Annotated in this window: 22 protein-coding genes; all 22 read right to left on the bottom strand. The window is 55.2% G+C overall.

Annotated features, from left to right (window positions below; genetic code table 11):
* Positions 1-1551: 1551 nt before the first annotated feature.
* The 22 genes from glmS to rpmH all read right to left on the bottom strand — a co-directional run bounded on the left by glmS (position 1552) and on the right by rpmH (position 23640).
* The gene (glmS, locus tag B195_RS22725; RefSeq protein WP_003438011.1) at positions 1552-3387 is read right to left on the bottom strand and encodes a glutamine--fructose-6-phosphate transaminase (isomerizing); all 1836 of its coding nucleotides are present in this window, start codon (positions 3385-3387) and stop codon (positions 1552-1554) included.
* Positions 3388-3396: 9 nt separating this feature from the next.
* Positions 3397-4164 (bottom strand): DeoR/GlpR family DNA-binding transcription regulator, encoded by a 768-nt coding sequence (locus tag B195_RS22730; RefSeq protein WP_003438010.1) that lies wholly within the window; start codon positions 4162-4164, stop codon positions 3397-3399.
* A 267-nt stretch (positions 4165-4431) separates the two neighbouring features.
* Positions 4432-5799: a bifunctional UDP-N-acetylglucosamine diphosphorylase/glucosamine-1-phosphate N-acetyltransferase GlmU gene (glmU, locus tag B195_RS22735; RefSeq protein ID WP_003438009.1), complete on the bottom strand. Its 1368-nt coding sequence runs from the start codon at positions 5797-5799 to the stop codon at positions 4432-4434.
* 114 nt (positions 5800-5913) lie between these two features.
* Positions 5914-6333: a F0F1 ATP synthase subunit epsilon gene (locus tag B195_RS22740; protein WP_003438007.1), complete on the bottom strand. Its 420-nt coding sequence runs from the start codon at positions 6331-6333 to the stop codon at positions 5914-5916.
* A 56-nt stretch (positions 6334-6389) separates the two neighbouring features.
* A complete protein-coding gene (gene atpD, locus B195_RS22745) occupies positions 6390-7769 on the bottom strand; it encodes a F0F1 ATP synthase subunit beta (RefSeq protein WP_003438005.1) in 1380 nt (459 codons plus the stop codon).
* Between the two features lie 27 nt (positions 7770-7796).
* Complete coding sequence (gene atpG, locus B195_RS22750; RefSeq protein ID WP_003438003.1) at positions 7797-8657, bottom strand: F0F1 ATP synthase subunit gamma; 861 nt, start codon at positions 8655-8657, stop codon at positions 7797-7799.
* Between the two features lie 50 nt (positions 8658-8707).
* Complete coding sequence (gene atpA, locus B195_RS22755) at positions 8708-10252, bottom strand: F0F1 ATP synthase subunit alpha (RefSeq protein WP_003438001.1); 1545 nt, start codon at positions 10250-10252, stop codon at positions 8708-8710.
* A gap of 21 nt (positions 10253-10273) precedes the next feature.
* Complete coding sequence (locus B195_RS22760; RefSeq protein ID WP_003437999.1) at positions 10274-10810, bottom strand: F0F1 ATP synthase subunit delta; 537 nt, start codon at positions 10808-10810, stop codon at positions 10274-10276.
* 12 nt (positions 10811-10822) lie between these two features.
* Complete coding sequence (locus B195_RS22765) at positions 10823-11293, bottom strand: F0F1 ATP synthase subunit B (RefSeq protein ID WP_003437998.1); 471 nt, start codon at positions 11291-11293, stop codon at positions 10823-10825.
* Between the two features lie 57 nt (positions 11294-11350).
* Positions 11351-11608 (bottom strand): F0F1 ATP synthase subunit C, encoded by a 258-nt coding sequence (gene atpE / locus B195_RS22770; RefSeq protein WP_002555987.1) that lies wholly within the window; start codon positions 11606-11608, stop codon positions 11351-11353.
* Positions 11609-11727: 119 nt separating this feature from the next.
* Entirely contained in the window at positions 11728-12597 is an 870-nt protein-coding gene (atpB, locus tag B195_RS22775) for a F0F1 ATP synthase subunit A (RefSeq protein ID WP_003437996.1), read from the bottom strand.
* Between the two features lie 16 nt (positions 12598-12613).
* A complete protein-coding gene (locus B195_RS22780) occupies positions 12614-13021 on the bottom strand; it encodes a F0F1 ATP synthase subunit I (protein ID WP_003437994.1) in 408 nt (135 codons plus the stop codon).
* Positions 13022-13169: 148 nt separating this feature from the next.
* Entirely contained in the window at positions 13170-14042 is an 873-nt protein-coding gene (locus B195_RS22785; protein ID WP_003437992.1) for a ParB/RepB/Spo0J family partition protein, read from the bottom strand.
* Between the two features lie 9 nt (positions 14043-14051).
* Positions 14052-14843 (bottom strand): ParA family protein, encoded by a 792-nt coding sequence (locus tag B195_RS22790; protein WP_003437990.1) that lies wholly within the window; start codon positions 14841-14843, stop codon positions 14052-14054.
* A gap of 18 nt (positions 14844-14861) precedes the next feature.
* On the bottom strand, positions 14862-15506 hold the full coding sequence (gene rsmG, locus B195_RS22795; RefSeq protein ID WP_003437989.1) for a 16S rRNA (guanine(527)-N(7))-methyltransferase RsmG: 645 nt from the start codon (positions 15504-15506) through the stop codon (positions 14862-14864).
* Positions 15503-17395: a tRNA uridine-5-carboxymethylaminomethyl(34) synthesis enzyme MnmG gene (gene mnmG, locus B195_RS22800; RefSeq protein WP_003437986.1), complete on the bottom strand. Its 1893-nt coding sequence runs from the start codon at positions 17393-17395 to the stop codon at positions 15503-15505. Before mnmG ends, rsmG begins: the two co-directional genes overlap by 4 nt.
* A 502-nt stretch (positions 17396-17897) precedes the next feature.
* Positions 17898-19514 (bottom strand): ABC-F family ATP-binding cassette domain-containing protein, encoded by a 1617-nt coding sequence (locus B195_RS22805; RefSeq protein ID WP_003437984.1) that lies wholly within the window; start codon positions 19512-19514, stop codon positions 17898-17900.
* Between the two features lie 190 nt (positions 19515-19704).
* Positions 19705-21081: a tRNA uridine-5-carboxymethylaminomethyl(34) synthesis GTPase MnmE gene (gene mnmE / locus B195_RS22810; protein WP_003437982.1), complete on the bottom strand. Its 1377-nt coding sequence runs from the start codon at positions 21079-21081 to the stop codon at positions 19705-19707.
* Positions 21082-21161: 80 nt separating this feature from the next.
* Positions 21162-22847, bottom strand: a complete 1686-nt coding sequence (gene yidC / locus B195_RS22815) for a membrane protein insertase YidC (RefSeq protein WP_003437981.1) — start codon at positions 22845-22847, stop codon at positions 21162-21164.
* Positions 22848-22849: 2 nt separating this feature from the next.
* Positions 22850-23095, bottom strand: a complete 246-nt coding sequence (gene yidD, locus B195_RS22820) for a membrane protein insertion efficiency factor YidD (protein WP_003437980.1) — start codon at positions 23093-23095, stop codon at positions 22850-22852.
* Entirely contained in the window at positions 23088-23489 is a 402-nt protein-coding gene (rnpA, locus tag B195_RS22825) for a ribonuclease P protein component (RefSeq protein WP_029612709.1), read from the bottom strand. Before rnpA ends, yidD begins: the two co-directional genes overlap by 8 nt.
* Before the next feature lie 16 nt (positions 23490-23505).
* Positions 23506-23640, bottom strand: a complete 135-nt coding sequence (gene rpmH / locus B195_RS22830; RefSeq protein ID WP_003213577.1) for a 50S ribosomal protein L34 — start codon at positions 23638-23640, stop codon at positions 23506-23508.

A 23640-nucleotide genomic window follows, 5' to 3' on the forward strand; every position in this document is an offset into this window, starting at 1 on the left:
AGCGAGAGGCAGTAAGGGCCGTAGCACAAGGGGTTTACAGCCAGATACCGTGTCGGTATCGAGCAGGAAAGGCAGTGCTTGGGCAGGGGGTTGATCACCGTAGGCTCTCCATGTCCTTTGCCCGGAAATACCGGGATGGGCATCCTTTTACTAAGCAAATCAAGCATGCCTATCAAAGGTGCAAGAGTTGAATGCGTCATCTTAGTGGCAGGGTTTTTAACCCCACCAAAACGACTCGCTTACGGGATACTAACCGCCTAAAAATCATCTTCAAAGAGAAAAGTTCAATCGCCAAACAGGGTCGCTTATACCCTATGGCAACTTGTGATATGTCACCGCCAATCAAGTTAGACGCTTTGATAACCCTATGTGAATTTCATTATAATGAAATCATATTCAAGTCAAATCACAGGTGTTCCTGATGAGTGCTGGATGAGTGATTCGCCTGTTTTTCACGAACATCACGACGTTATATTTTTTTAAAAAATCCGACAGATGGTAAGACGCCAGGTGGCTCACACGCCGCCACCCGCGGTGATTTAACAGACGATCTTCAGCGCAACGGCTGGTATCAGCCTGACAAGCGCCAGAGATGAGAAGGCCCTGTAGCGACCAGGTGCCTGCCCGCCACCCATGAAAAAAATCGCTGTCACTGCAGATACTCGCAGAAAAACGATGCACCGCCTCGCCAGGCAAGATGACGCGAAATGCGCCGCATTGGGCTGTACCTGTCGTGGGGGGAGGCATGACTATCCAGGTTTCAATGTGGCGAGATAGCCTTAGCGCGAGGTCTGTTGCAGGGCTATCAAGGGGGGCAGAATAGCCAGTGGAAGCTGAAAGGAAGTAGAGCCGTCAAAGTCAAAAGAGTTAAGCCGAATGACGCAGATATAATATCGACTGTGGGTACTCGATGGCTTTCAGTGACGAGGCCATCAAGACTTTCTGGGAGCCCAGTGCTTTGGGCACGAGATTCACCTTGAATGAACCCTATATTTGTTGATTAAACTTTACGCGCCTATGACATATGGCGACCGAACAGTTGCGGAATATTATTCTCAGAGCAAGCAAGCATTACAACTGGCAACTTAAACAACACTGCCCCCGGAATACTTTGAATACAAATAGACAACTTATACACATAAAGCACTTATAGAAACCTCCAGACCTCAGGATTCTTTATATTTAACGCCTGTGGGACTTATATATAAAAGTCATATTTGTGGCGAAAAACGACGGCAAATGGATAAATATAAATCCACCGAGATTAACAAACGGGTTTAGAGGGCCTTGCAGTTAGACAATCAAAACTGTGGCAAAGGGTCTCCGTATTCAGGACCGGACCAGCCGGAGGCTGCGGGCGCTTTGCAGCTATAACTGCACCTATTGCTCAGTGTTCGGCCATCAGCCGCGAGGCCCCCAAGGACGGGACCTCGCTTTGCGTGCGTGATGCAGATTGTAGAGTTGCTCAAGGCAGGAGGCAGTAGGAAAGACCTGGCCGGCTCCTGCAACAGATTAAGTTCTCTAAATCCAATTACGCTCAACGCTAACTGCTTATTCCACGGTGACCGATTTGGCCAGGTTGCGTGGCTGATCCACATCGGTGCCTTTGAGCACGGCAACGTAGTAAGACAGCAGTTGCAGCGGGATGGTGTAGAGGATCGGCGCCAGTACATCATGGATGTGCGGCATGTTGATCACATGGGTGCCTTCGCCATTGGTCATACCTGCTTGCTCGTCAGCGAACACAATCAGTTCACCGCCACGGGCACGAACTTCCTGCAGGTTGGACTTCAGTTTTTCCAGCAGTTCGTTGTTCGGCGCCACGGTGACCACCGGCATGTCGTTATCCACCAGTGCCAGCGGACCATGCTTCAACTCGCCTGCCGGGTAAGCTTCGGCGTGGATATAGGAAATTTCTTTCAGCTTGAGAGCACCTTCCATCGCTACCGGGAACTGCGCGCCACGCCCCAGGAACAAGGTGTGGTGCTTGTCGGCAAACAGTTCGGCGACTTTCTCAATCGTGGCATCCATCGCCAGTGCTTCACCCAAACGCGCAGGCAGGCGGCGCAGTTCTTCAACCAGTTGCGCTTCGACACCGGCTTCAAGAGTGCCACGCACCTGCCCCAAAGACAGGGTCAGCAACAGTAAGCCAACCAGCTGGGTGGTGAAGGCTTTGGTCGACGCCACACCAATTTCGCGACCCGCCTGGGTCAGCAGGGTCAGGTCAGACTCACGTACCAGTGAGCTGATACCAACGTTACAAATCGCCAGGCTGGCGAGGAAACCCAGTTCTTTGGCGTTACGCAGTGCAGCCAGGGTGTCTGCGGTTTCGCCCGATTGCGAGATCGAAACAAACAGGGTGTCAGGCTGGACCACGACCTTGCGATAACGGAACTCGCTGGCCACTTCAACCTGGCACGGAATTCCGGCCAGACTTTCGAGCCAGTATCGGGCAACCATCCCCGCGTGATAGCTGGTACCACAGGCAACGATCTGAACATTGCGCACTTTGGCGAACAATTCAGCAGCCTGTGGACCGAATGCCTGAACCAGTACGTGGTCCTGGCCCAGGCGGTTTTCCAGGGTGCGTTGCACCACCGCTGGTTGCTCGTGAATTTCCTTGAGCATGTAGTGACGGTATTCGCCTTTGTCCGCAGCTTCAGCACCATCACGGTACTGCACGGTTTCACGCTGCACGCTTTTACCGTTCACGTCCCAGATTTGCACGCTGTCACGGCGGATTTCAGCGATATCGCCTTCTTCCAGGTACATGAAGCGGTCAGTGACCTGGCGCAATGCCAATTGATCGGAAGCCAGGAAGTTTTCACCCAGGCCCAGGCCAATCACCAGCGGGCTGCCACTGCGTGCAGCAACCAGACGATCCGGCTGTTTGGCACTGATGACGGCCAGGCCGTATGCACCGTGCAGCTCTTTAACCGTGGCTTTCAAGGCTTCGGTCAGGTCGCTTTGATCTTTGAGTTTGTGATTGAGCAGGTGTGCGATCACTTCAGTATCGGTGTCCGACGTGAACACATAACCCAAGCCTTTGAGCTGTTCGCGCAGGGCTTCATAGTTTTCAATGATGCCGTTGTGCACGACAGCCAGGTCGGAACCCGAAAAATGCGGGTGAGCATTACGCTCGCTGGGTGCACCATGGGTCGCCCAACGGGTGTGGGCAATGCCCAGGCGCCCCATCAGCGGCTCACCGGCCAGAGCTTGTTCCAGCTCGGCCACTTTGCCATTGCGGCGCATGCGTTCCAGCGTACCGTTGTGGGTAAACACTGCTACACCGGCGCTATCGTAGCCCCGGTATTCAAGACGTTTCAGGCCTTCAAGCAGAATGGCCGTGATATTGCGTTCAGCGACTGCGCCAACGATTCCACACATAATATTCTCCTAGCTTAGGGCGGCGCATAACAGTGTTATGCCCCGGGCCTGAATCTGTTCGCGTGCCTCCATGGACAAGCGATCATCTGTAATAAGGGTATGGACGCTGCTCCAGGGCAGTTCCAGGTTGGGTATCTTGCGACCAATTTTGTCGGACTCGACCATCACAATCACTTCACGCGCGACCTCGGCCATGACCCGGCTCAGGCCCAACAATTCGTTAAAAGTTGTGGTACCACGCAACAGATCGATGCCATCAGCGCCGATAAATAATTGATCGAAATCGTATGAACGCAGCACCTGCTCAGCCACCTGGCCCTGGAAGGACTCGGAATGAGGGTCCCAGGTACCGCCGGTCATCAACAGCACGGGTTCATGTTCGAGTTCGCTCAGGGCCCTGGCGACATGCAACGAATTGGTCATTACCACAAGACCAGGTTGCTGGCCCAATTGTGGAATCATCGAAGCGGTGGTGGTGCCGCTGTCGATGATGATGCGCGCATGTTCCCGAATCAGGCCAACCGCCGCACGGGCAATGGCTTGCTTATAAAGAGAAACGGGCTGGGCGGGATCACTCACCAACTCTTGCGGCATGGTGATGGCACCACCGTAACGACGCAGCAGCAGACCGTTACTTTCGAGTGCGGCCAAATCCTTGCGGATCGTCACTTCGGAAGTTTCGAAGCGCTTGGCCAGCTCATCCACACTGACTTCACCTTGCTGCGCAAGCAAAGCCAGGATGTTGTGGCGACGTTGAGGCGTATTGCGTTTCGACATGAGAGCCTAAGTTTCGTTTCGAAAGATAACGAAAGCAATGAGACCCGATCCCGTAATCAGCGTCAACAATTTTTTGTCGCTTTTTAGCAGTGAATAACTCGCTGAGCTGGCGCAGGGCGGGGCGATTGGCTGATATAGACGCGGATAAAACAAAGCCTTATCCACAGGCAGTGGATAAGGCTTTTGCTAACTTGCTGATTTTAAACAGTTATACGACAACCTGTTTTACCCACAAAAACACTGTTTTTGCTTGTGGATAACTTCAAATCAAGGCTTTGGCAGCTTTACCGGGCGCTTCCAGCCATCGATATTGCGTTGCCGTGCCCGACCAACGGCCAGCTGTTCGACAGCTACGTCCTGATTAATGGTCGATCCGGCTGCCGTGGTGGCTCCGCTGGAGATATCCACAGGTGCCACCAACGAGTTGTTCGAACCAATAAATACGTCGGCTCCCAACACGGTCTTCCATTTGTTGGCGCCATCGTAATTGCAGGTGATGGTGCCCGCGCCGATGTTGGTACGCGCCCCAACTTCGGCATCGCCCAGGTAAGTCAGGTGACCGCACTTGGCATCTTCGCCGAGGTGGGCGTTTTTCAACTCTACAAAGTTACCCACATGGGCGCGGGCATCGAGCACGCTACCCGGACGCAAACGGGCAAAAGGACCGGCATCGCTGCCCTCGCCCATCACGGCACCGTCGATATGGCTGTTGGCCTTGACCACCACCCCTTTACGCAGGGTGCTGTCTTTGATCACACAGTTGGGACCAATCACCACGTCATCTTCGATGACCACACGGCCTTCGAGAATCACGTTGATATCAATCATGACATCGCGCCCGACCGTGACTTCACCGCGCACATCGAAGCGCGCCGGATCACGCAGGGTCACACCCAGGGCCATCAGGCGACGGGCTTCACGTAGCTGGTAATGACGCTCCAACTCCGCGAGTTGTTTACGGTCGTTGGCGCCCTGCACTTCCATCGGGTCGTGGGCATGCTCAGTGGCCACCACCAGACCATCAGCAACTGCCATCGCGATCACATCGGTCAGGTAGTACTCGCCCTGTGCATTGTTATTCGACAGCCGGCTCATCCAGTCAGCCAGACGTCCAGTGGGCAATGCCAGAATGCCAGTATTGCCTTCAGTGATCGCACGTTCAGCCTCGGTGGCGTCCTTGTGCTCGACAATGGCGCAGACCTTGCCTTCGGCGTCACGCACGATGCGGCCATAGCCGGTCGGGTCCGCCAGGTTAACGGTCAACAAACCCAGCTGCTCCGGGCCTACCTGTTTCAGCAGGCGCTCCAGGGTCGGCACCTCGATCAGGGGTACATCGCCGTACAGAATCAGTACGTTCTGCGCGGTCAGAAATGGCAGCGCCTGGGCGACGGCATGCCCTGTGCCCAGCTGCTTGTCTTGCAATACAAAGTTCAGATCATCGGCCGCCAGGCGTTCACGGACCAATTCGGCCCCGTGCCCGATGACCACGTGGATGCCTCTCGGTTTGAGTTGCCGGGCGCTGTGGATAACATGCCCGAGCATGGAGTTTCCGGCGACGGGATGCAGAACCTTGGGCAGGGCCGAACGCATGCGGGTGCCCTGACCTGCAGCGAGAATAACGATATCGAGAGACATGACTGGCTACCAATCCTGGGTGGTCAGCGGCTGCGACCAGAAGTAATTCGCGGAAAAAGAAAAAGGGTAGCCGAGGCTACCCTTTTTAATCAATCACACAATGAAGCAGGAGGCTTAGCCGCCGAACTTTTTGCGGATTTGCTGGACGGTGCGCAGCTGAGCTGCGGCCTCGGCCAGACGTGCAGCAGCAGATCCGTAATCGAAATCTGCGCCTTTCTCGTTCAGTGCCTTCTCGGCTGCCTTGACGGCGGCCTGAGCGGAGGCTTCATCCAGGTCGGCAGCACGTTGCACGGTGTCGGCAAGAACCTTGACCATGTTCGGCTGAACCTCGAGGTAACCACCAGAGATGTAAAACACCTCGGCTTCTCCACCCATTTTGATCAGGCGGATCGGACCTGGCTTGAGTTCAGTGATCAGCGGAGCGTGACCCAGAGCGATACCAAGATCACCCAGGCTGCCGTGCGCAATCACCATCTCGACCTGACCGGAAAAGATTTCTCCTTCCGCACTGACGATATCGCAATGGACTGTCATCATATTAGCCATCTGATTGCCTCAACCTGATTAGCGCCCGTTACCGGGCGCCGGAATTACAGTTTCTTGGCTTTCTCGATCGCTTCTTCGATGCCGCCGACCATGTAGAACGCTTGTTCTGGCAGGTGGTCGTAGTCACCGTTGAGGATGCCTTTGAAGCCAGCAATGGTGTCTTTCAGGGAAACGTATTTACCCGAAGCGCCAGTGAAGACTTCTGCCACGAAGAACGGCTGAGACAAGAAACGCTGGATCTTACGAGCGCGGGATACCAACTGCTTGTCGACTTCCGACAGCTCGTCCATACCCAGGATCGCAATGATGTCCTTCAGTTCTTTGTAACGCTGCAACACGTACTGAACGCCGCGAGCGGTGTCGTAGTGTTCCTGGCCGATTACCATCGGGTCCAGCTGGCGCGAAGTCGAATCCAGTGGATCCACCGCCGGGTAGATACCCAGGGATGCGATGTCACGGGACAGTACGACAGTGGCGTCCAAGTGGGCGAAGGTGGTCGCCGGCGACGGGTCAGTCAAGTCATCCGCAGGTACGTATACCGCTTGGATCGAAGTGATCGAACCGTTCTTGGTCGAAGTGATGCGCTCTTGCAGAGTACCCATCTCTTCAGCCAGGGTCGGCTGGTAACCTACTGCGGAAGGCATACGGCCCAGCAGTGCGGATACTTCAGTACCGGCCAGGGTGTAACGGTAGATGTTGTCAACGAACAACAGTACGTCGTTACCTTCGTCACGGAACTTCTCGGCCATGGTCAGGCCGGTCAGTGCTACGCGCAGACGGTTACCCGGCGGCTCGTTCATCTGACCGTAAACCAGTGCCACTTTGTCCAGAACGTTGGAGTCCTTCATCTCGTGGTAGAAGTCGTTACCCTCACGGGTACGCTCGCCCACACCAGCAAACACAGAGTAACCGCTGTGTTCCATGGCGATGTTACGGATCAGTTCCATCATGTTTACGGTTTTGCCTACACCGGCACCACCGAACAGACCAACCTTACCGCCTTTTGCAAACGGGCAGATCAGGTCGATAACCTTGATGCCGGTTTCCAGAAGGTCGTTGCCGCCCGCTTGATCAGCGAAGGACGGTGCAGGACGGTGAATGCCCCAGCGCTCTTCGGTATCAATCGGACCAGCTTCGTCGATCGGGTTGCCCAGAACGTCCATGATCCGGCCCAGAGTCGCTTTACCGACCGGTACGGAGATGGCTGCGCCAGTGTCGGTGACTTCCAGACCGCGCTTCAAGCCCTCGGTGGAACCCATCGCAATGGTACGAACCACGCCGTCGCCCAGCTGCTGCTGAACTTCCAGAGTGGTTCCGGCCGCGCTTTGTACTTTCAGCGCGTTGTAGATGCTCGGTACGTTTTCGCGTGGAAATTCCACGTCGATCACGGCGCCGATGATTTGAACGATACGTCCGCTACTCATAGCTGGATCCTCTGAATATTTGAACCGTTAAACCGCGGCAGCGCCGCCGACGATTTCCGAGATCTCTTGGGTGATCGCAGCCTGACGCGCCTTGTTGTAGATCAGCTGCAAATCGCTGATCAAATCACCGGCGTTATCAGTGGCGTTCTTCATCGCGATCATCCGCGCAGCTTGTTCAGCTGCACTGTTCTCGACCACCGCCTGGTACACCTGCGACTCCACGTAACGAACCATCAAGCCGTCTAGCAGCTCTTTGGCGTCCGGTTCGTAGAGATAGTCCCAGTGGTGCTTGAGTTCTTGATCCGGGGTCGCCACCAGTGGAATCAATTGCTCCACAGTAGGCTGTTGCGTCATGGTGTTGATAAACTTGTTGGACACCACGGACAGGCGATCAATACGGCCTTCCAGGTAAGCATCCAGCATCACCTTAACGCTGCCGATCAAATCATTGATCGACGGTTCTTCACCCAGATGGCTGATTGCAGCGACGACGTTACCGCCGAAGTTACGGAAAAAAGCCGCACCTTTGCTGCCGACCACGCACAGATCAATCTCGACGCCGTTTTCACGGTTTACCGCCATGTCCTTGACCAAAGCCTTGAACAGGTTGGTATTCAAACCACCGCACAAGCCACGGTCACTGCTCACAACCACATAACCCACACGCTTAACTTCGCGGTCGATCATGAAAGGGTGGCGGTATTCCGGGTTGGCGTTGGCCAAATGCCCAATAACCTGGCGGATGCGCTCCGCATAAGGACGGCTAGCAGCCATGCGCATTTGTGCCTTGCGCATTTTGCTGACCGCCACTTTTTCCATGGCGCTGGTAATCTTTTGCGTGCTTTTGATGCTCGCAATCTTACTGCGAATCTCTTTTGCGCCTGCCATGTAACACCTATCAGGTTAGCAAGCGGGAGCCTTGCGGCTCCCGCTGCGGCTTACCAGGTTTGGGTGGCCTTGAACTTCTCGATGCCGGCTTTGATGCCAGAATCGATTTCGTCATTGAAGTCACCTTTAACGTTGATCTTCGCCATAAGCTCGGCGTGATCGCGGTTGAAGTAAGCAATCAGCGCTTGTTCAAAGCTACCGATCTTGGTGATTTCGACGTCAGTCAGGAACCCACGCTCAGCGGCATACAGCGACAGCGCCATGTCAGCGATCGACATTGGTGCGTATTGCTTCTGCTTCATCAGCTCGGTAACGCGCTGACCATGCTCAAGTTGCTTACGGGTCGCTTCGTCCAGGTCAGATGCGAACTGGGCGAATGCCGCCAGTTCACGGTACTGAGCCAGAGCGGTACGGATACCACCGGACAGCTTCTTGATGATCTTGGTCTGAGCGGCACCACCCACACGGGATACCGAAACACCGGCGTTCACTGCAGGACGGATCCCGGAGTTGAACATGGCCGATTCCAGGAAGATCTGACCGTCAGTGATGGAAATCACGTTGGTCGGAACGAACGCGGAAACGTCGCCAGCTTGAGTTTCGATGATCGGCAGTGCGGTCAGGGAACCGGTTTTGCCGGTCACTGCGCCGTTGGTGAACTTCTCTACGTACTCTTCGGATACGCGGGATGCGCGCTCCAGAAGACGGGAGTGGAGATAGAACACGTCGCCCGGGTAAGCTTCACGGCCTGGTGGACGGCGCAGCAGCAGGGAAATCTGGCGGTAAGCCACTGCTTGCTTGGACAGATCGTCATAAACGATCAATGCGTCTTCACCGCGGTCGCGGAAGTATTCGCCCATGGTGCAACCGGAGTACGGTGCCAGGAACTGCAGCGCTGCGGATTCGGAAGCACTGGCAGCAACGACGATGGTGTTAGCCAACGCGCCGTTTTCTTCCAGCTTGCGAACCACGTTGGCGATGGTCGATTGCTTCTGACCGATCGCTACGTATACACAGAAAATGCCGCTGTTCTTCTGGTTGATGATCGCGTCGATCGCCAGAGCGGTTTTACCGATCTGACGGTCACCGATGATCAGCTCACGCTGGCCACGGCCGACAGGGATCATGGCATCGACAGCCTTGTAGCCAGTCTGTACAGGCTGGTCTACCGACTTACGCCAGATCACGCCTGGAGCAACTTTCTCGACTGCATCAGTCTCGGTGTTGTTCAGCGGACCTTTGCCATCAACTGGGTTACCCAGTGCGTCGACAACGCGACCCAGCAGTTCCTTACCAACCGGAACTTCCAGGATGCGGCCAGTGCACTTGGCGCTCATGCCTTCAGCCAGAGTCGTGTATGCGCCCAATACAACAGCACCTACAGAGTCTTGCTCCAGGTTGAGGGCCATGCCGAAGACGCTGCCCGGAAACTCGATCATCTCGCCGTACATTACGTCGGCCAGACCGTGAATCCGCACAATACCGTCAGATACGCTGACGATGGTGCCTTCGTTACGGGCTTGGGAGGTCACATCGAGTTTTTCGATGCGGCCCTTGATAATTTCACTTATTTCGGAAGGATTGAGTTGCTGCATTGCTCTGCTGCCCCTTCAAACTCAAGATTTCAATGCTTCGGCAAGGCTTGCGAGTTTTCCGCGAACCGAGCCATCGATAACCAGGTCGCCGGCGCGGATGATGACACCACCTATAAGGCTGGCATCCTCCGCAACTTGCAGGCGCACTTCCCGGTTGAGTCGTGCACTGAGAACCTTGGCGAGTTTGTCTTGCTGTTCTTGGTCCAATGTAAAAGCACTGGTCACTTCTACGTCTACCGACTTCTCTTGTTCAGCCTTGTACAGGTCAAACAGAGCGGCGATCTCCGGCAATAGCGGGAGACGGTCGTTTTCGGCAACGACGTTGATGAAGTTCTGCATTTTTACATCGAACTTGTCGCCGCACACGTCAATAAACGTGGCGGCCTTTTCTGCGCTCGTCAGTCGCGGGGCCTTGAGCACGCGCTGCATAGTGTCGTCTTGCGACACTGCTGCAGCCAGGCCGAGCATGGCTGACCAAGAGGCCAGTTGCTGGTGGGCCTGGGCGTGCTCGAAGGCTGCCTTAGCGTAAGGTCGGGCCAACGTGGTCAATTCTGCCATGATCGCCCTCGCTTAAATTTCAGCAGCCAGTTTATTAACCAGCTCCGCGTGCGCGTTTTGATCGATTGTGGCACCCAGGATCTTTTCAGCGCCTTCAACGGCCAGGCTACCCAATTGGGTGCGCAGCGCGTCTTTGACACTGTTGATTTCCTGTTCGATCTCGGCCTGAGCCTGAGCCTTCACACGGTCAGCTTCAACGCGAGCCTGTTCACGGGCTTCGTCTACGATCTGAGTACCGCGTTTCTTGGCTTGCTCAATGATTTCAGCTGCTTGAGCCTTAGCTTCGCGCAGTTGTTGACCCGCTTTATCTTGGGCCAACTCCAGGTCGCGAGCTGCTCGGTTAGCAGCGTCCAGTCCAGCCGCAATCTTCTTCTGACGTTCTTGCAATGCCGCGATGACCGGAGGCCACACGAACTTCATGCAAAACAGTACAAAAATGAAGAACGCAACGGACTGGCCAATCAGGGTTGCATTAATGTTCACGCCAACACCTCGCTCGTTCGTTGTCCATCACTCTAATCAACTCGAAAATTCGAGTGATTAGCCAGCGAGTTGACCAACGAAGGGGTTCGCGAAGGTGAAGAACAGTGCAATACCAACACCAATCATGGTTACGGCGTCGAGCAGACCGGCAACGATGAACATTTTAACTTGCAGCATTGGAACCATTTCTGGCTGACGCGCTGCGCCTTCCAGGAACTTGCCGCCCAACAGGCCGAAACCAATTGCGGTACCCAGTGCGCCCAGGCCGATCAACAGTGCAACAGCGATAGCGGTTAGACCAACTACAGTTTCCATCTTTCCTCCCGACTTTTACGTCGTATGGTTTAGGTTTTTTAGATTAAAGCGGTAAAACAAAATCATTTTGCGACACCCCCATGCCGGAGCAGGGGGCGCCAGACTCGCCGAGACGGGTCTTAGTGGTTATCTTCGTGTGCCATCGACAAGTAGACGATGGTCAACATCATGAAGATGAACGCTTGCAAGGTGATGATCAGGATGTGGAATACAGCCCACGCCCATTGCAGCACCACGCCCAGACCGCTAAGCCAAAGCAGGCCGCTGCCGAACATTACGGCGATCAGGATAAATACCAGTTCGCCAGCATACATATTGCCGAACAGACGCAGAGCCAGCGAGATTGGCTTGGCAATCAGCGTCACGAATTCGAGCAGGAAGTTCACCGGAATCAGCAGCGCCTGAATAAAGATATTCTTGCTGCCAAACGGGTGCAGGGTCAGTTCACCGATGAAACCGCCGATGCCTTTGATTTTGATGCTGTAGAAGATGATCAGTGCAAACACCGACAGGGCCATGCCCATGGTCGCGTTTGGATCTGTCGTCGGTACGGCACGGAAAGGGATGTGCGGGTCGCCAGTGATCAGCATCGCCAACTGAGGAATCCAGTCAACCGGTACCAGGTCGATGGCATTCATCAGGAATACCCAGACGAAAATGGTCAGCGCCAGTGGTGCAATGACGGCACTGCGACCATGGAAGCTGTCTTTCACACTGCCATCAACGAATTCAATCAAAACCTCTACGAAGTTTTGCAGTGCGCCTGGTTGACCGGAAGTTGCCTTCTTGGCCGCCATGCGGAATACGAGGATGAAAATCAGACCGACAAACAGCGACCAGCCGAGAGTATCGACATGGAACGCCCAAAAGCCCATTGATTTAGCTTCTGCAACGGTGTGAGCAAAGCCCCAGCCACCATCAGGTAGCTGCCCGAAGGTCAGGTTCTGTAAGTGGTGCTGGATATAGCCCGAAGCGGTTGTTTCTGCCATGGTTGCCTCAAACGCCCTAAGGTCTCGAAAGTGTTGTTCTCATTAGCAGGGGAGCGAACCAACTGACCAGTTGGGTCAGCACGAAGACGCCGAATACAGCTAGCGGCGCCAATGGCTTCACACCTGCAAACGTCAGCGCGAACAGCACTGCCGTCAAAATTAATTTGCCTGCCTCGCCAGCGTAAAACGACCGGACGATGGCTTGCGCTGCTCGGGCGCCGGAAAACCGGAAAGCCCTGTGAGCAAAATACACATTGGGTAGCAAAGCTATCAGGCCTCCGCAGAGTCCTGAATATCCGGCTACGACTCCATGCCATTGCCAGAGCCCCAGAGCAGCCAGCAATAAAACGACAAATTGAGCCAGTAAAACTGGAAATACCGCCAAGCGATGGAACGGCAAGCGGTTTGGCGTGCGGGTTTCCATCACAACTGCTCCTCAAAGGTCGGCTGCCAAAAGAAAAAAACTTGGCATAATTTGTGCCGACAAAATGCGCGCAGAGTATAGGGGCGCTTAAGCCCCTATTCAACTGTCAGGTAGTGATTTCCGACTGCGCGCTACATGAGGAAATGTTTCAGCGGATGTGAGCAAGCACTCCTTGAAGCTCATCCAAAGAGTTGTAACCAATAACTAACTGACCCTTTCCCTTCTTACCGTGGCGAATCTGCACCGCAGAGCCTAGGCGCTCGGCCAGACGCTGCTCGAGCCGGGTGATATCCGGATCGGTTTTGACCGGTTCGGCAGGCTCTTGCTTGCCACTCAACCACTGGCGAACCAGGGCTTCGGTCTGACGCACGGTCAAACCACGTGCGACAACGTGTCGCGCCCCTTCAACCTGCTGATTTTCAGGCAAACCCAGGAGTGCCCGGGCATGACCCATTTCCAGGTCACCATGGGACAGCATGGTTTTGATCACTTCCGGCAATGAAATCAACCGTAACAAGTTAGCCACAGACACCCGGGACTTACCCACAGCATCGGCCACCTGTTGCTGAGTCAGCTGGAACTCTTGCTGCAAACGCTGCAAGGCCACGGCTTCTTCAATCGGATTGAGGTCTTCACGCTGGATGTTTTCGATCAGCGCCATTGCAATGGCAGTTTCATCCGGTACGTCTTTGACCATCGCCGGGATGGTGTCCTTGCCCGCTTGCTGACTTGCACGCCAGCGGCGCTCACCGGCAATGATCTCAAAACGCCCGCCAGCGATCGGACGCACCACGATCGGCTGCATCACGCCCTGAGACTTGATCGAACTCGCAAGCTCTTCAAGTGCCTGGGGGTCCATGTCGCGACGAGGCTGGTATTTACCGCGCTGGATCAAGTCCAGGGGCAAATGCTGCAGTTCGCTTTGATCAACCTTGACCGCTTGTTCTTCCAGCGAGCTGACCGTAGGACCACTCAGAAGAGCATCCAGTCCGCGTCCGAGACCTCGTTTCTTGACGGCCATGGGATTTCCTTAAGTTGGCTGAGCAGTGCGGGAGGTACGACGTTGACGACGAACCAGCTCGCCCGCCAGGGCAAGGTAAGCAATCGCGCCACGGGAATTTTTGTCATAGGCCAGGGCAGGCATGCCATAGCTTGGCGCTTCAGCCAGACGGATATTGCGCGGAATCACGGTGTCGTAGAGCTGCTCGCCAAAGTGTTCCTTGAGCTGGGCCGAGACATCGTTCATCAGGCTCAGACGCGGATCGTACATAGTCCGCAGCAAGCCTTCGATTTTCAGGTTCGGGTTCAGCAGCTCAGCGATACGCTTGATGTTATCCACGAGGTCGCTCAAGCCTTCGAGCGCGAAGTACTCGCACTGCATGGGGATAATCACCCCGTCGGCAGCGACCAGAGCGTTCAGGGTCAGCATCGACAGTGACGGCGGGCAATCGATCAGGATGTAGTCGTAGCTCTCACGGACCGGGGCCAGTGCAGTACGCAGACGGCTTTCCTTCATCTGCATTTCGAGCAATACGACTTCAGCCGCGGTCAGATCGCGGTTAGCTGGCAGTAACTGGTAACCACCGTGTTCGGAGTAGTGCATGGCCTCGGCCAGATCACACTCACCGATCAACAGGTCATAAACTGAATTCTCGAGACCATGCTTATCCACACCGCTACCCATGGTGGCGTTGCCCTGTGGATCGAGGTCGATCAGCAGTACGCGGCGCTTGGTCGCGACCAACGATGCTGCGAGGTTGATACAGGTGGTGGTTTTACCCACACCACCCTTTTGGTTCGCTATTGCGAATACCTTAGCCATTCTTGCTTGCGTTCCCAATCATGCCGTGCGGCGCAGTATCAGCAGATGGCGTTGGCCTTGGCAACCCGGAACGGTCAAGGCGTGTTCGCCATCGAGACGAAAATCAGACGGCAATGCTACCAGCTCATCGGCCGGATGAACGCCCTTCATTGCCAACCAGCGCGTTTCGCTGTCACCAAGGTGACGCGTCCAGTTGCTGAAGTTTTCCATACTGCTGAAAGCTCTGGACACAATTCCAGTGAACGGTTGCGCAGGCTGATACTCCTCGACGCGACTGTGGATAACTTGCAGGTTATCCAGCTTGAGCTCGAGTTTGACCTGGGTCAGGAAGCGGGTTTTCTTGCCGTTACTGTCCAGGCAGGTCACTTGCGACCCGGGAAACAGGATGGCCAAGGGAATCCCCGGCATGCCGCCGCCACTACCGACATCCAGCCAGCGGCCGTTTTCGATGAAAGGCATCACGCTCAGACTGTCGAGCAAATGGCGCGACACCATTTCGTCGGGGTTACGCACAGCCGTAAGGTTGTAGGCCTTGTTCCATTTGATCAACAGGGCGAGATAACCCAGCAACTGCTGGTGCTGGGCCTCGGTCAGATCGACGCCCAGCTGGCGTGCACCTGTGGATAACTCTTCAGCATGTTGTGCGGTAACCAGCGAACTCAAGCGTTTTGCTCCAACTTGCGGCCAGCGCCGCGTTTTTTCAGGTGAATCATCAACAGGGAGATCGCAGCCGGTGTCACACCGGGAATGCGCGAAGCCTGGCCCAGCGTCTCGGGACGCGTAGCACCCAGCTTGCTCTGGATCTCTTTCGACAGTCCGGAGATGGTCGTGTAATCGATATCCACAGGCAGTTTGGTATTTTCACTGGCCCGCAGACGAGCAATCTCATCCTGTTGACGATCGATGTAACCGGCATATTTGGTCTTGATTTCAACCTGCTCGGCCACCAGCGGATCGGTTGCACCCTGCCCTGTCACTTCGATCAGACCGACGTAATCAATTTCGGGACGGGTCAGCAGATTCAGCAAATTGTATTCGTGGGTCAAAGGCGTACCGAACCGGGCTGCAATCGCTTCACCCTGTTCGGTGCCCGGGCGAACCCAGGTGCTCTTCAAGCGCTGTTCTTCCTGCGCGATGCTTTCGCGCTTGGTGCAAAACGCAGCCCAGCGGGCGTCGTCGACCAGGCCAAGCTCGCGACCTTTCTCGGTCAGACGCATATCGGCGTTGTCTTCACGCAGGATCAGGCGGTACTCGGCCCGGGAGGTGAACATCCGGTACGGTTCTTGAGTTCCCAAGGTGATCAGATCGTCCACCAAGACCCCGATGTAGGCCTCGTCGCGACGAGGGCACCAGCTGTCTTTGCCCTGTGCAAGCAATGCCGCGTTGGCGCCGGCGAGCAAACCTTGTGCTCCGGCTTCTTCGTAACCGGTGGTGCCGTTGATTTGTCCGGCAAAGAACAAACCGCCGATCACCTTGGTTTCGAGGCTGTATTTCAGGTCACGGGGATCGAAATAGTCGTATTCGATGGCATAACCTGGACGCACGATGTGGGCGTTTTCCATACCGCGGATCGACTGCACAATCTGGATCTGCACATCGAACGGCAAGGAAGTGGAAATCCCGTTCGGGTACAGCTCGTGGGTCGTCAAACCTTCAGGTTCGATAAAGACCTGATGGCTTTCCTTGTCGGCAAAGCGATGAATCTTGTCTTCGATGGACGGGCAATAGCGCGGACCAATGCCCTCGATAACACCCGAATACATCGGTGAACGATCAAGGTTGGCAGCAATGATTTCGTGGGTGCGGGCGTTGGTATGGGTGATCCAGCAACTGACTTGCGCCGGATGCTGTTGCTTGTTGCCCATGAACGACATCACTGGAATCGGGGTATCGCCAGGCTGTTCGGTCATGACCGAAAAATCCACTGAACGACCATCAATACGCGGTGGTGTACCGGTTTTCAGGCGACCGACCCGTAATGGCAGTTCACGCAGGCGCTGTGCCAGGGCGATCGAAGGTGGATCACCGGCCCGGCCGCCTGAATAGTTCTGCATTCCGATGTGGATAAGTCCACCGAGGAAAGTGCCTGTGGTCAAAACCACGGCATCGGCCATGAAACGCAGACCCATCTGGGTTACTACGCCACGGACCTGATCCTGTTCAACGATCAGGTCATCAGCCGCTTGTTGAAATATCCACAGGTTGGGCTGGTTTTCCAGAATTTCCCGTACTGCCGCCTTGTACAGAATGCGGTCGGCCTGTGCACGGGTTGCACGCACTGCCGGGCCTTTGCGGCCATTGAGCACACGGAACTGGATACCGCCTTTATCGGTGGCAATCGCCATCGCGCCACCGAGGGCATCGATTTCTTTAACCAGATGGCTTTTACCAATCCCGCCAATCGCAGGATTGCAGCTCATTTGCCCGAGGGTTTCCACGTTGTGGGTCAACAGTAGGGTTTTTACGCCCATACGTGCTGAAGCAAGTGCAGCCTCGGTTCCGGCGTGACCGCCGCCGATGACGATCACTGCAAAACGGGAAGGGAAATTCACCACGCACCTCGTGCCTGTTTCTAGGGGTTTTTGGATAGACCGCAAAGTATAGGGACTTCGCCCTTCTTAAAGAACCCTTTGCACAAAATTTAACCAGCTGTGGATAAGGCCAGATAGATAAATAAATAGAGAAGAAATTTATAAAGCTTTGTTTTTATGTTTATTACTACTGAGCGACCTATCTGTGGATAGATTGCTGAAGGCCTTTAAACTCGTACTGTACAGAGATTCAAAAATCTGTGGTTAGGTGCCAATGAGGGGTTTGGATAAGTACTTTAAGCTTGTGGATAAAGACCTCGCTTATCCACAGGGGTGGTTATCTTCAGTTTTCAGGCCTACTTACCCACCGAGCTAAGGGGCGGTTATGCACAGGGCTTATTTCTTGTTTATTGTGCAATCCAGCCAATAAACAGGCAGCCGAAGGCCGCTCGAATGGCTGTTTCATCAAGCGGCCTGACGATCGGTAGCTGGGTAAAGCGAAAAATGCCTGAAATTAACCCCTTCAGACGGAGATATTCAGCCAGCCTGAGGTGGAGGCCTCAAGCCTGTGGGTAATTCCGATAGCGTCCACAAACGCTTCATCGTGGGAAGTCACGATCAAAGTCCCCCGGTACTGCTGGAGCATCGATTCCAGGGCCCGGATAGAGGGCAAATCGAGATGATTGGCCGGTTCATCCAGCAATAAAAGCTGTGCTGGCTGTTGTGCATAAAGCACACATGCCATTGCCGCTTTCACCCGCTCACCCCCACTGAGCTGTGCACAAGTCTGGTTTACCTGGTTAGCGTCAAGGCCTATTTGCGCCAGCCGGGTACGCAATTCACTGTCATTGAGCTCCTGGTTCAGAGCGCGCAATTGCTCAAGCACTGACAGCCCGGGCTCCAGCAATGTCAGATGCTGGTCGAGATAAGCCGCTGTCACAAAGGTGTGAGCCTGGCCCGATATGATAGGAAGCTGCCCGGCCAAAACCTTGAGCAAGGTCGACTTGCCGCAACCGTTTGGCCCCACAAGGGCGACTCGCTGGCCCCGACTCAGGGTCAGGTTGACCAGCTGCAGAGGCTCAGCCCCCCGGGGCAAACGGGCATCTATCAGCTCTGCGATTTGCAAAGGTACGTTTTGGCTGCGTACAGGTGGATACACAAAAATGCTCTGTTGGTCTTCTACCTGGCTTGCAGCCAGGTGGACCTTGGCAGACAAGGCCTGATGTGCAGCGTTTTGTTGCAGCCGCAGTTTGCCGCTACTGGTCTGACTGCGTTCCTTTTGCCGATCCAGCAGGATCTTCGCCTGGTTACTGCCACTGGCCTGTTGCTTGCCTCGGGCTTGCCTGCGCTCAAGGCGCTCCCTTTGCTCACGCAGGGCATGCTCCTCGCGTTTGCGTTCAACCTTGGCTGATTCCAGTCGTTGCAGGGCCGACTGTTGCTGCTGGTCTTTGGCCTGTGCATAAAACGAGAAATTGCCGCCATAGCTGGTGAGTCCCAGGGATGAGAGTTCCACGATGCGTTCCATGCACTCCAACAATTCGCGGTCATGGCTGATCACCAGCAGACCGCCGGGCCAACGTTGCAGTTGTTGATACAAAGCCTGTCGGTGCTGACGATCGAGATGATTGGAGGGTTCATCCAGTATCAAAAAGTCGGCTTCAGACAAAAAAGCGCCCATCAAAGCTACGCGCATGGCTTCGCCACCACTGAGCGCCGAAGCAGGTGTCGAAGGATTCAGGTGGGCGAGTCCGTTTTGCTGCAGCTGGTCGAGCAATTGCTGACGAATGTTCCACTGCTCTCCTACGCAGTCAAAGTCCGCTTGGGCAGTGCTGCCTTGCCCGATACGCTCAAGGGCACAGAGGATGGGCTGCACGCCTGCCAGATCGGCCAGGGTCCGCTCTGATTCAAGGCTGACTTGCTGTGCCAGGTAATACACCGATCCGTTGCGCAGACAGCGACCTGAGCTGGGCAAGAGATCCCCTGCGATTAGACGCGCCAGGATACTTTTGCCCACGCCATTGCGCCCGATCAGGCCTGTGGGGCGTTGGTCGAGGTGCAAATCAAGGTCAGAAAACAGCGGGCTACCGTCGGGTAGCTGATAAGAAACGCTTTCCAGCGTCACATAGGGAACGTGAGTCATATGCACTCCAAAGATGCCCAGAACTGCCCCTGCTGTGAGGGGAATAAGAACTGGCCGCAAGAATCGCGGCGGCATCAATGACGCATTGGACTAACACCTCTGTGGATGTGGGGAATGGAAACTATACCGAAAACTGTAGGAGCGAGCTTGCTCGTTATCTTTTAACCGCTCGCTCCTACAGGGATCTTGGCTATTTACCGATACAGAAGCTGGAGAAGATCCGTCCCAGCAGATCATCCGAGCTGAATGCTCCGGTAATCTCGCCGAGGGAATGCTGGGCCTGACGTAAATCCTCCGCCAGCAACTCACCGGCACCTGCCAGGGTCAGCTGTGCCCTGCCGTGCTCCAGGGCATCACTTGCATGGCGCAACGCCTCCAGGTGACGACGGCGTGCACTGAAGCTGCTCTCAGAGGTCTGCTCGTAGCCCATGCAGGCCTTGAGATGATCGCGCAGCAACTCGAGGCCATCTCCGGCATCTGTGGAGCGGGCACTCAAGCTGATGGTCACGTGGCCATCGTCACAGACCTGCAGACGAATATCCTCTCCGGTCAGGTCAGCCTTGTTGCGGATCAAGGTTACTTTGGCCGGGTCCGGACGCTGCTGCAAAAACTCGGGCCACAGGGCAAAGGGGTCATCAGCCTCTGGTGCAGTCGCATCCACCACCAGCAACACCCGGTCAGCTTCACCAATGGCCTTCAGCGCTCGTTGTACACCGATTTTTTCGACTTGATCATCGGTGTCGCGCAGACCTGCAGTGTCTACCACGTGCAACGGCATGCCATCGATGTGGATATGTTCACGCAATACGTCACGGGTGGTGCCGGCAATTTCAGTAACAATTGCGGCTTCGCGTCCGGCCAGTGCGTTGAGCAAGCTGGACTTTCCTGCATTGGGCCGGCCGGCAATCACTACTGTCATGCCGTCCCGCAACAATGCGCCCTGGCCTGCCTCGCGCATCACGGTGGATAACTCTTGGCGAACCTTGTCGAGCATCCCCAGCACGTGGCCATCGGCCAGAAAGTCGATTTCCTCTTCCGGAAAATCAATCGCAGCTTCGACGTAGATGCGCAAACCGATCAATTGTTCGGTCAAGTTATGCACACGCTGCGAAAACGCTCCCTGCAAGGAGCGCAAGGCATTGCGTGCCGCCTGTGCAGAGCTGGCCTCGATAAGGTCGGCAATGGCTTCGGCCTGGGCCAGATCGAGCTTGTCATTCAAAAATGCGCGTTCACTGAACTCGCCCGGGCGTGCCAGGCGGCAACCCAGTTGAATACAGCGTTGCAGCAACATATCGAGAACAATGGGGCCGCCGTGACCTTGCAGTTCCAGCACGTCTTCGCCGGTAAAAGAGTTGGGGCCCGGGAAGTACAGCGCGATGCCTTCATCGAGTACTTCGCGGTTTTCCCCATAAAACGGACCGTAGTGGGCGTAGCGCGGCTTCAATTCGCGCTCGCTGAATGCTTTGGCTGCGATGCTTGCGAGCGGGCCGGAGATACGCACGATACCCACACCACCTCGGCCTTGGGCAGTTGCCACAGCGGCAATGGTTTCAGCAGCAACACTCATAAAACAGGCCTCAAAACAAAAGTGATGGAAAGCAAAACGCCCCACTAGGGGGCGTTTTGAGTGGTGCTCACCAGAGTAAGTTACTCGGCTGCTTTTTTGGTAGCAGCTTCGACCTTACGTGTGATGTACCACTGTTGGGCGATGGACAGGCAGTTGTTCACAACCCAGTACAGCACCAGACCAGCCGGGAACCACAGGAAGAAGAAGGTGAAGATGATTGGCATCAGCTTCATCACCTTGGCCTGCATCGGATCCGGAGGAGTCGGGTTCAGACGCTGCTGGATGAACATGGTTGCGCCCATGATGATCGGCAGAATGAAGAACGGGTCCTTGATCGACAGGTCGGTAATCCAGAGCATGAACGGCGCCTGGCGCATTTCAACACTTTCCAGAAGTACCCAGTACAAGGACAGGAAGACCGGCATCTGCACCAGAATCGGCAAGCAGCCGCCCAGCGGATTGATCTTCTCTTTCTTGTACAGCTCCATCATCGCTTGCGACATTTTCTGGCGATCATCACCGAACTGCTCTTTCAGAGCGGCCAGTTTTGGTGCCACAGCGCGCATGCGGGCCATCGACTTGTAGCTGGCGGCCGACAGAGGGAAGAAGATCCCTTTGATCAGCATGGTCAGGAAAATGATCGACCAGCCCCAGTTACCTACCAGGCTGTGGATATGTTGCAGCAGCCAGAAAATAGGCTGGGCAATGAACCACAGGATGCCGTAGTCGACAGTCAGTTCCAGGCCTGGGGATAACTCTTTGAGCACACCCTGGCTTTTCGGACCGGCGTACAAGGTAGCGCTGGTTTCGCCTGTTTTGCCCGGCTCAACGGTCAAGGTTGGACCGGTAAAACCGATGATGTAGTTGCCCTGGCTGTCTTTACGGGTCTGAACTACGTTGGAATCACCCTTCTGAGGAATCCACGCGGTTACAAAGTAGTGTTGCAGCCATGCAACCCAGCCACCTTGAACGGTTTCTTTCAGCTGGCCCTTGTCGATATCTTTCATCGACACTTTTTTGTACGGCTCAGAACTTGTCCACAGGGCGGCGCCCAGGTAAGTCGCAGTGCCGGTGGCGGTGCTGGAAGAAGGATCGGAGCTGTTGTCGCGTTTCAATTGCGCGAACAGGTTGCCGTTCCACGGCTTGCCGCTCTCGTTATCAATCAAATAGCTGACTTGAACATCGTACAGGCCACGCTTGAGCGTGAAACGCTTGATGTAGTTGATCCCGTTTTCGCTGAATTTCAGGTCAACGACTAACTGATCCTGGCCTGGAGCCAGTTCATAAGTCTTTTTATCTGTGCTGAAAACCGGGCGACCTGCAGGGCGGGCATCCGGTCCATCAACACCTGTCAGGCCGCTTTGAGCCAGATAGGTGCGTTCGTTGCCGTTATCGAACAACTGGAAAGGAACATCCGGGTGGTCCTGACGGCGCGGATAAAGCGGCAGACGCAACTGGGCAATGTCGCCACCCTGTGGATCAATCGCAATGTCCAGAACATCCGTTTTCAGGTGGATGAGGTCTTTGCTTGCAGCAACCGGAGTTTCAGTCGGTGTGCTGGTATCGCCATTGGCGCTGGGTACATCGGCACTGTTGGAAGCGTTGTTACCTGAAGCCGTGTCGGGCAAAGCCGGCGCGGTGGTGCTGCTGGCGGCAACATTCTGAGTCGGCAGTGCAGCTTGGCCGTAGTCCTGGTTCCATTTCAGGACCATAACGTAGGACACGACTGCTAGAGCGACGATCAGGATCGTGCGTTTAATATCCATGATTACTCGGCCATCGAAGAAGAACGGGAGGTAGGGATAGGTGGAACCGGGTCGTAACCACCGGGATTCCACGGGTGACAGCGACCTAAACGACGAAAGGTCAGCCAGCCGCCGCGAAGAACGCCATGATTTTCGATGGCTTCCAACGCGTAGCAGGAACAACTGGGGTAGAAACGGCAGTGGCTGGCCATCAAAGGACTAATGGCATAACGATAAAACTGGATCGGAACGAGCACCAGTTTACGCATCAGGACTGCCTACCCCTACAGTTTCGGTTTTAACCGCTGGAACTGGCGCGTTACGGGCCAGACGCTTCCAGAGTTTGCCGAAATGCTGAATCAATTCGGGGTTCTCTACGTCACCCAAACCTTTGCGCGCGACGATAACGATATCCCAACCAACCAGTAAATCCTGGTGGAGACGAAACGATTCACGCATCAAACGCTTAAGGCGATTGCGCTCAACGGAGAGCTTTACGCTCTTTTTACCGATCACTAACCCCAAACGGGGGTGATCGAGATCGTTGCTGCGCGCAAGGAGCAGGAGATTTTTCCCCGGAACCTTGCCGGTGGGGGAGTCAAAGACTGCCTTGAAATGTCGGGGAGTGAGTAACCGCTTTTCCCGACTGAAGTCCTGACTCACCACCATTGTCTGATTATCAAACTGCCAGACGTGCACGGCCTTTGGCGCGGCGACGCGACAGGACTGCACGGCCGTTTTTGGTTGCCATGCGAGCACGGAAACCGTGAGTGCGGGCGCGTTTGATAGTGCTTGGTTGGAAAGTACGTTTCAT

Origin of the sequence: Pseudomonas sp. Lz4W, from assembly GCF_000346225.2 — a bacterium.
Classification (GTDB): Bacteria; Pseudomonadota; Gammaproteobacteria; order Pseudomonadales; family Pseudomonadaceae; genus Aquipseudomonas; species Aquipseudomonas paraversuta.

Coding starts and splice junctions, on each gene's coding strand:
- glmS (WP_003438011.1), bottom strand. CDS start 3,387: ATGTGTGGAATCGTTGGCGCAGTCGCTGAACGCAATATCACGGCCATT.
- B195_RS22730 (WP_003438010.1), bottom strand. CDS start 4,164: ATGTCGAAACGCAATACGCCTCAACGTCGCCACAACATCCTGGCTTTG.
- glmU (WP_003438009.1), bottom strand. CDS start 5,799: ATGTCTCTCGATATCGTTATTCTCGCTGCAGGTCAGGGCACCCGCATG.
- B195_RS22740 (WP_003438007.1), bottom strand. CDS start 6,333: ATGACAGTCCATTGCGATATCGTCAGTGCGGAAGGAGAAATCTTTTCC.
- atpD (WP_003438005.1), bottom strand. CDS start 7,769: ATGAGTAGCGGACGTATCGTTCAAATCATCGGCGCCGTGATCGACGTG.
- atpG (WP_003438003.1), bottom strand. CDS start 8,657: ATGGCAGGCGCAAAAGAGATTCGCAGTAAGATTGCGAGCATCAAAAGC.
- atpA (WP_003438001.1), bottom strand. CDS start 10,252: ATGCAGCAACTCAATCCTTCCGAAATAAGTGAAATTATCAAGGGCCGC.
- B195_RS22760 (WP_003437999.1), bottom strand. CDS start 10,810: ATGGCAGAATTGACCACGTTGGCCCGACCTTACGCTAAGGCAGCCTTC.
- atpE (WP_002555987.1), bottom strand. CDS start 11,608: ATGGAAACTGTAGTTGGTCTAACCGCTATCGCTGTTGCACTGTTGATC.
- atpB (WP_003437996.1), bottom strand. CDS start 12,597: ATGGCAGAAACAACCGCTTCGGGCTATATCCAGCACCACTTACAGAAC.
- B195_RS22780 (WP_003437994.1), bottom strand. CDS start 13,021: ATGGAAACCCGCACGCCAAACCGCTTGCCGTTCCATCGCTTGGCGGTA.
- B195_RS22785 (WP_003437992.1), bottom strand. CDS start 14,042: ATGGCCGTCAAGAAACGAGGTCTCGGACGCGGACTGGATGCTCTTCTG.
- B195_RS22790 (WP_003437990.1), bottom strand. CDS start 14,843: ATGGCTAAGGTATTCGCAATAGCGAACCAAAAGGGTGGTGTGGGTAAA.
- B195_RS22805 (WP_003437984.1), bottom strand. CDS start 19,514: ATGACTCACGTTCCCTATGTGACGCTGGAAAGCGTTTCTTATCAGCTA.
- mnmE (WP_003437982.1), bottom strand. CDS start 21,081: ATGAGTGTTGCTGCTGAAACCATTGCCGCTGTGGCAACTGCCCAAGGC.
- yidC (WP_003437981.1), bottom strand. CDS start 22,847: ATGGATATTAAACGCACGATCCTGATCGTCGCTCTAGCAGTCGTGTCC.
- yidD (WP_003437980.1), bottom strand. CDS start 23,095: ATGCGTAAACTGGTGCTCGTTCCGATCCAGTTTTATCGTTATGCCATT.
- rpmH (WP_003213577.1), bottom strand. CDS start 23,640: ATGAAACGTACTTTCCAACCAAGCACTATCAAACGCGCCCGCACTCAC.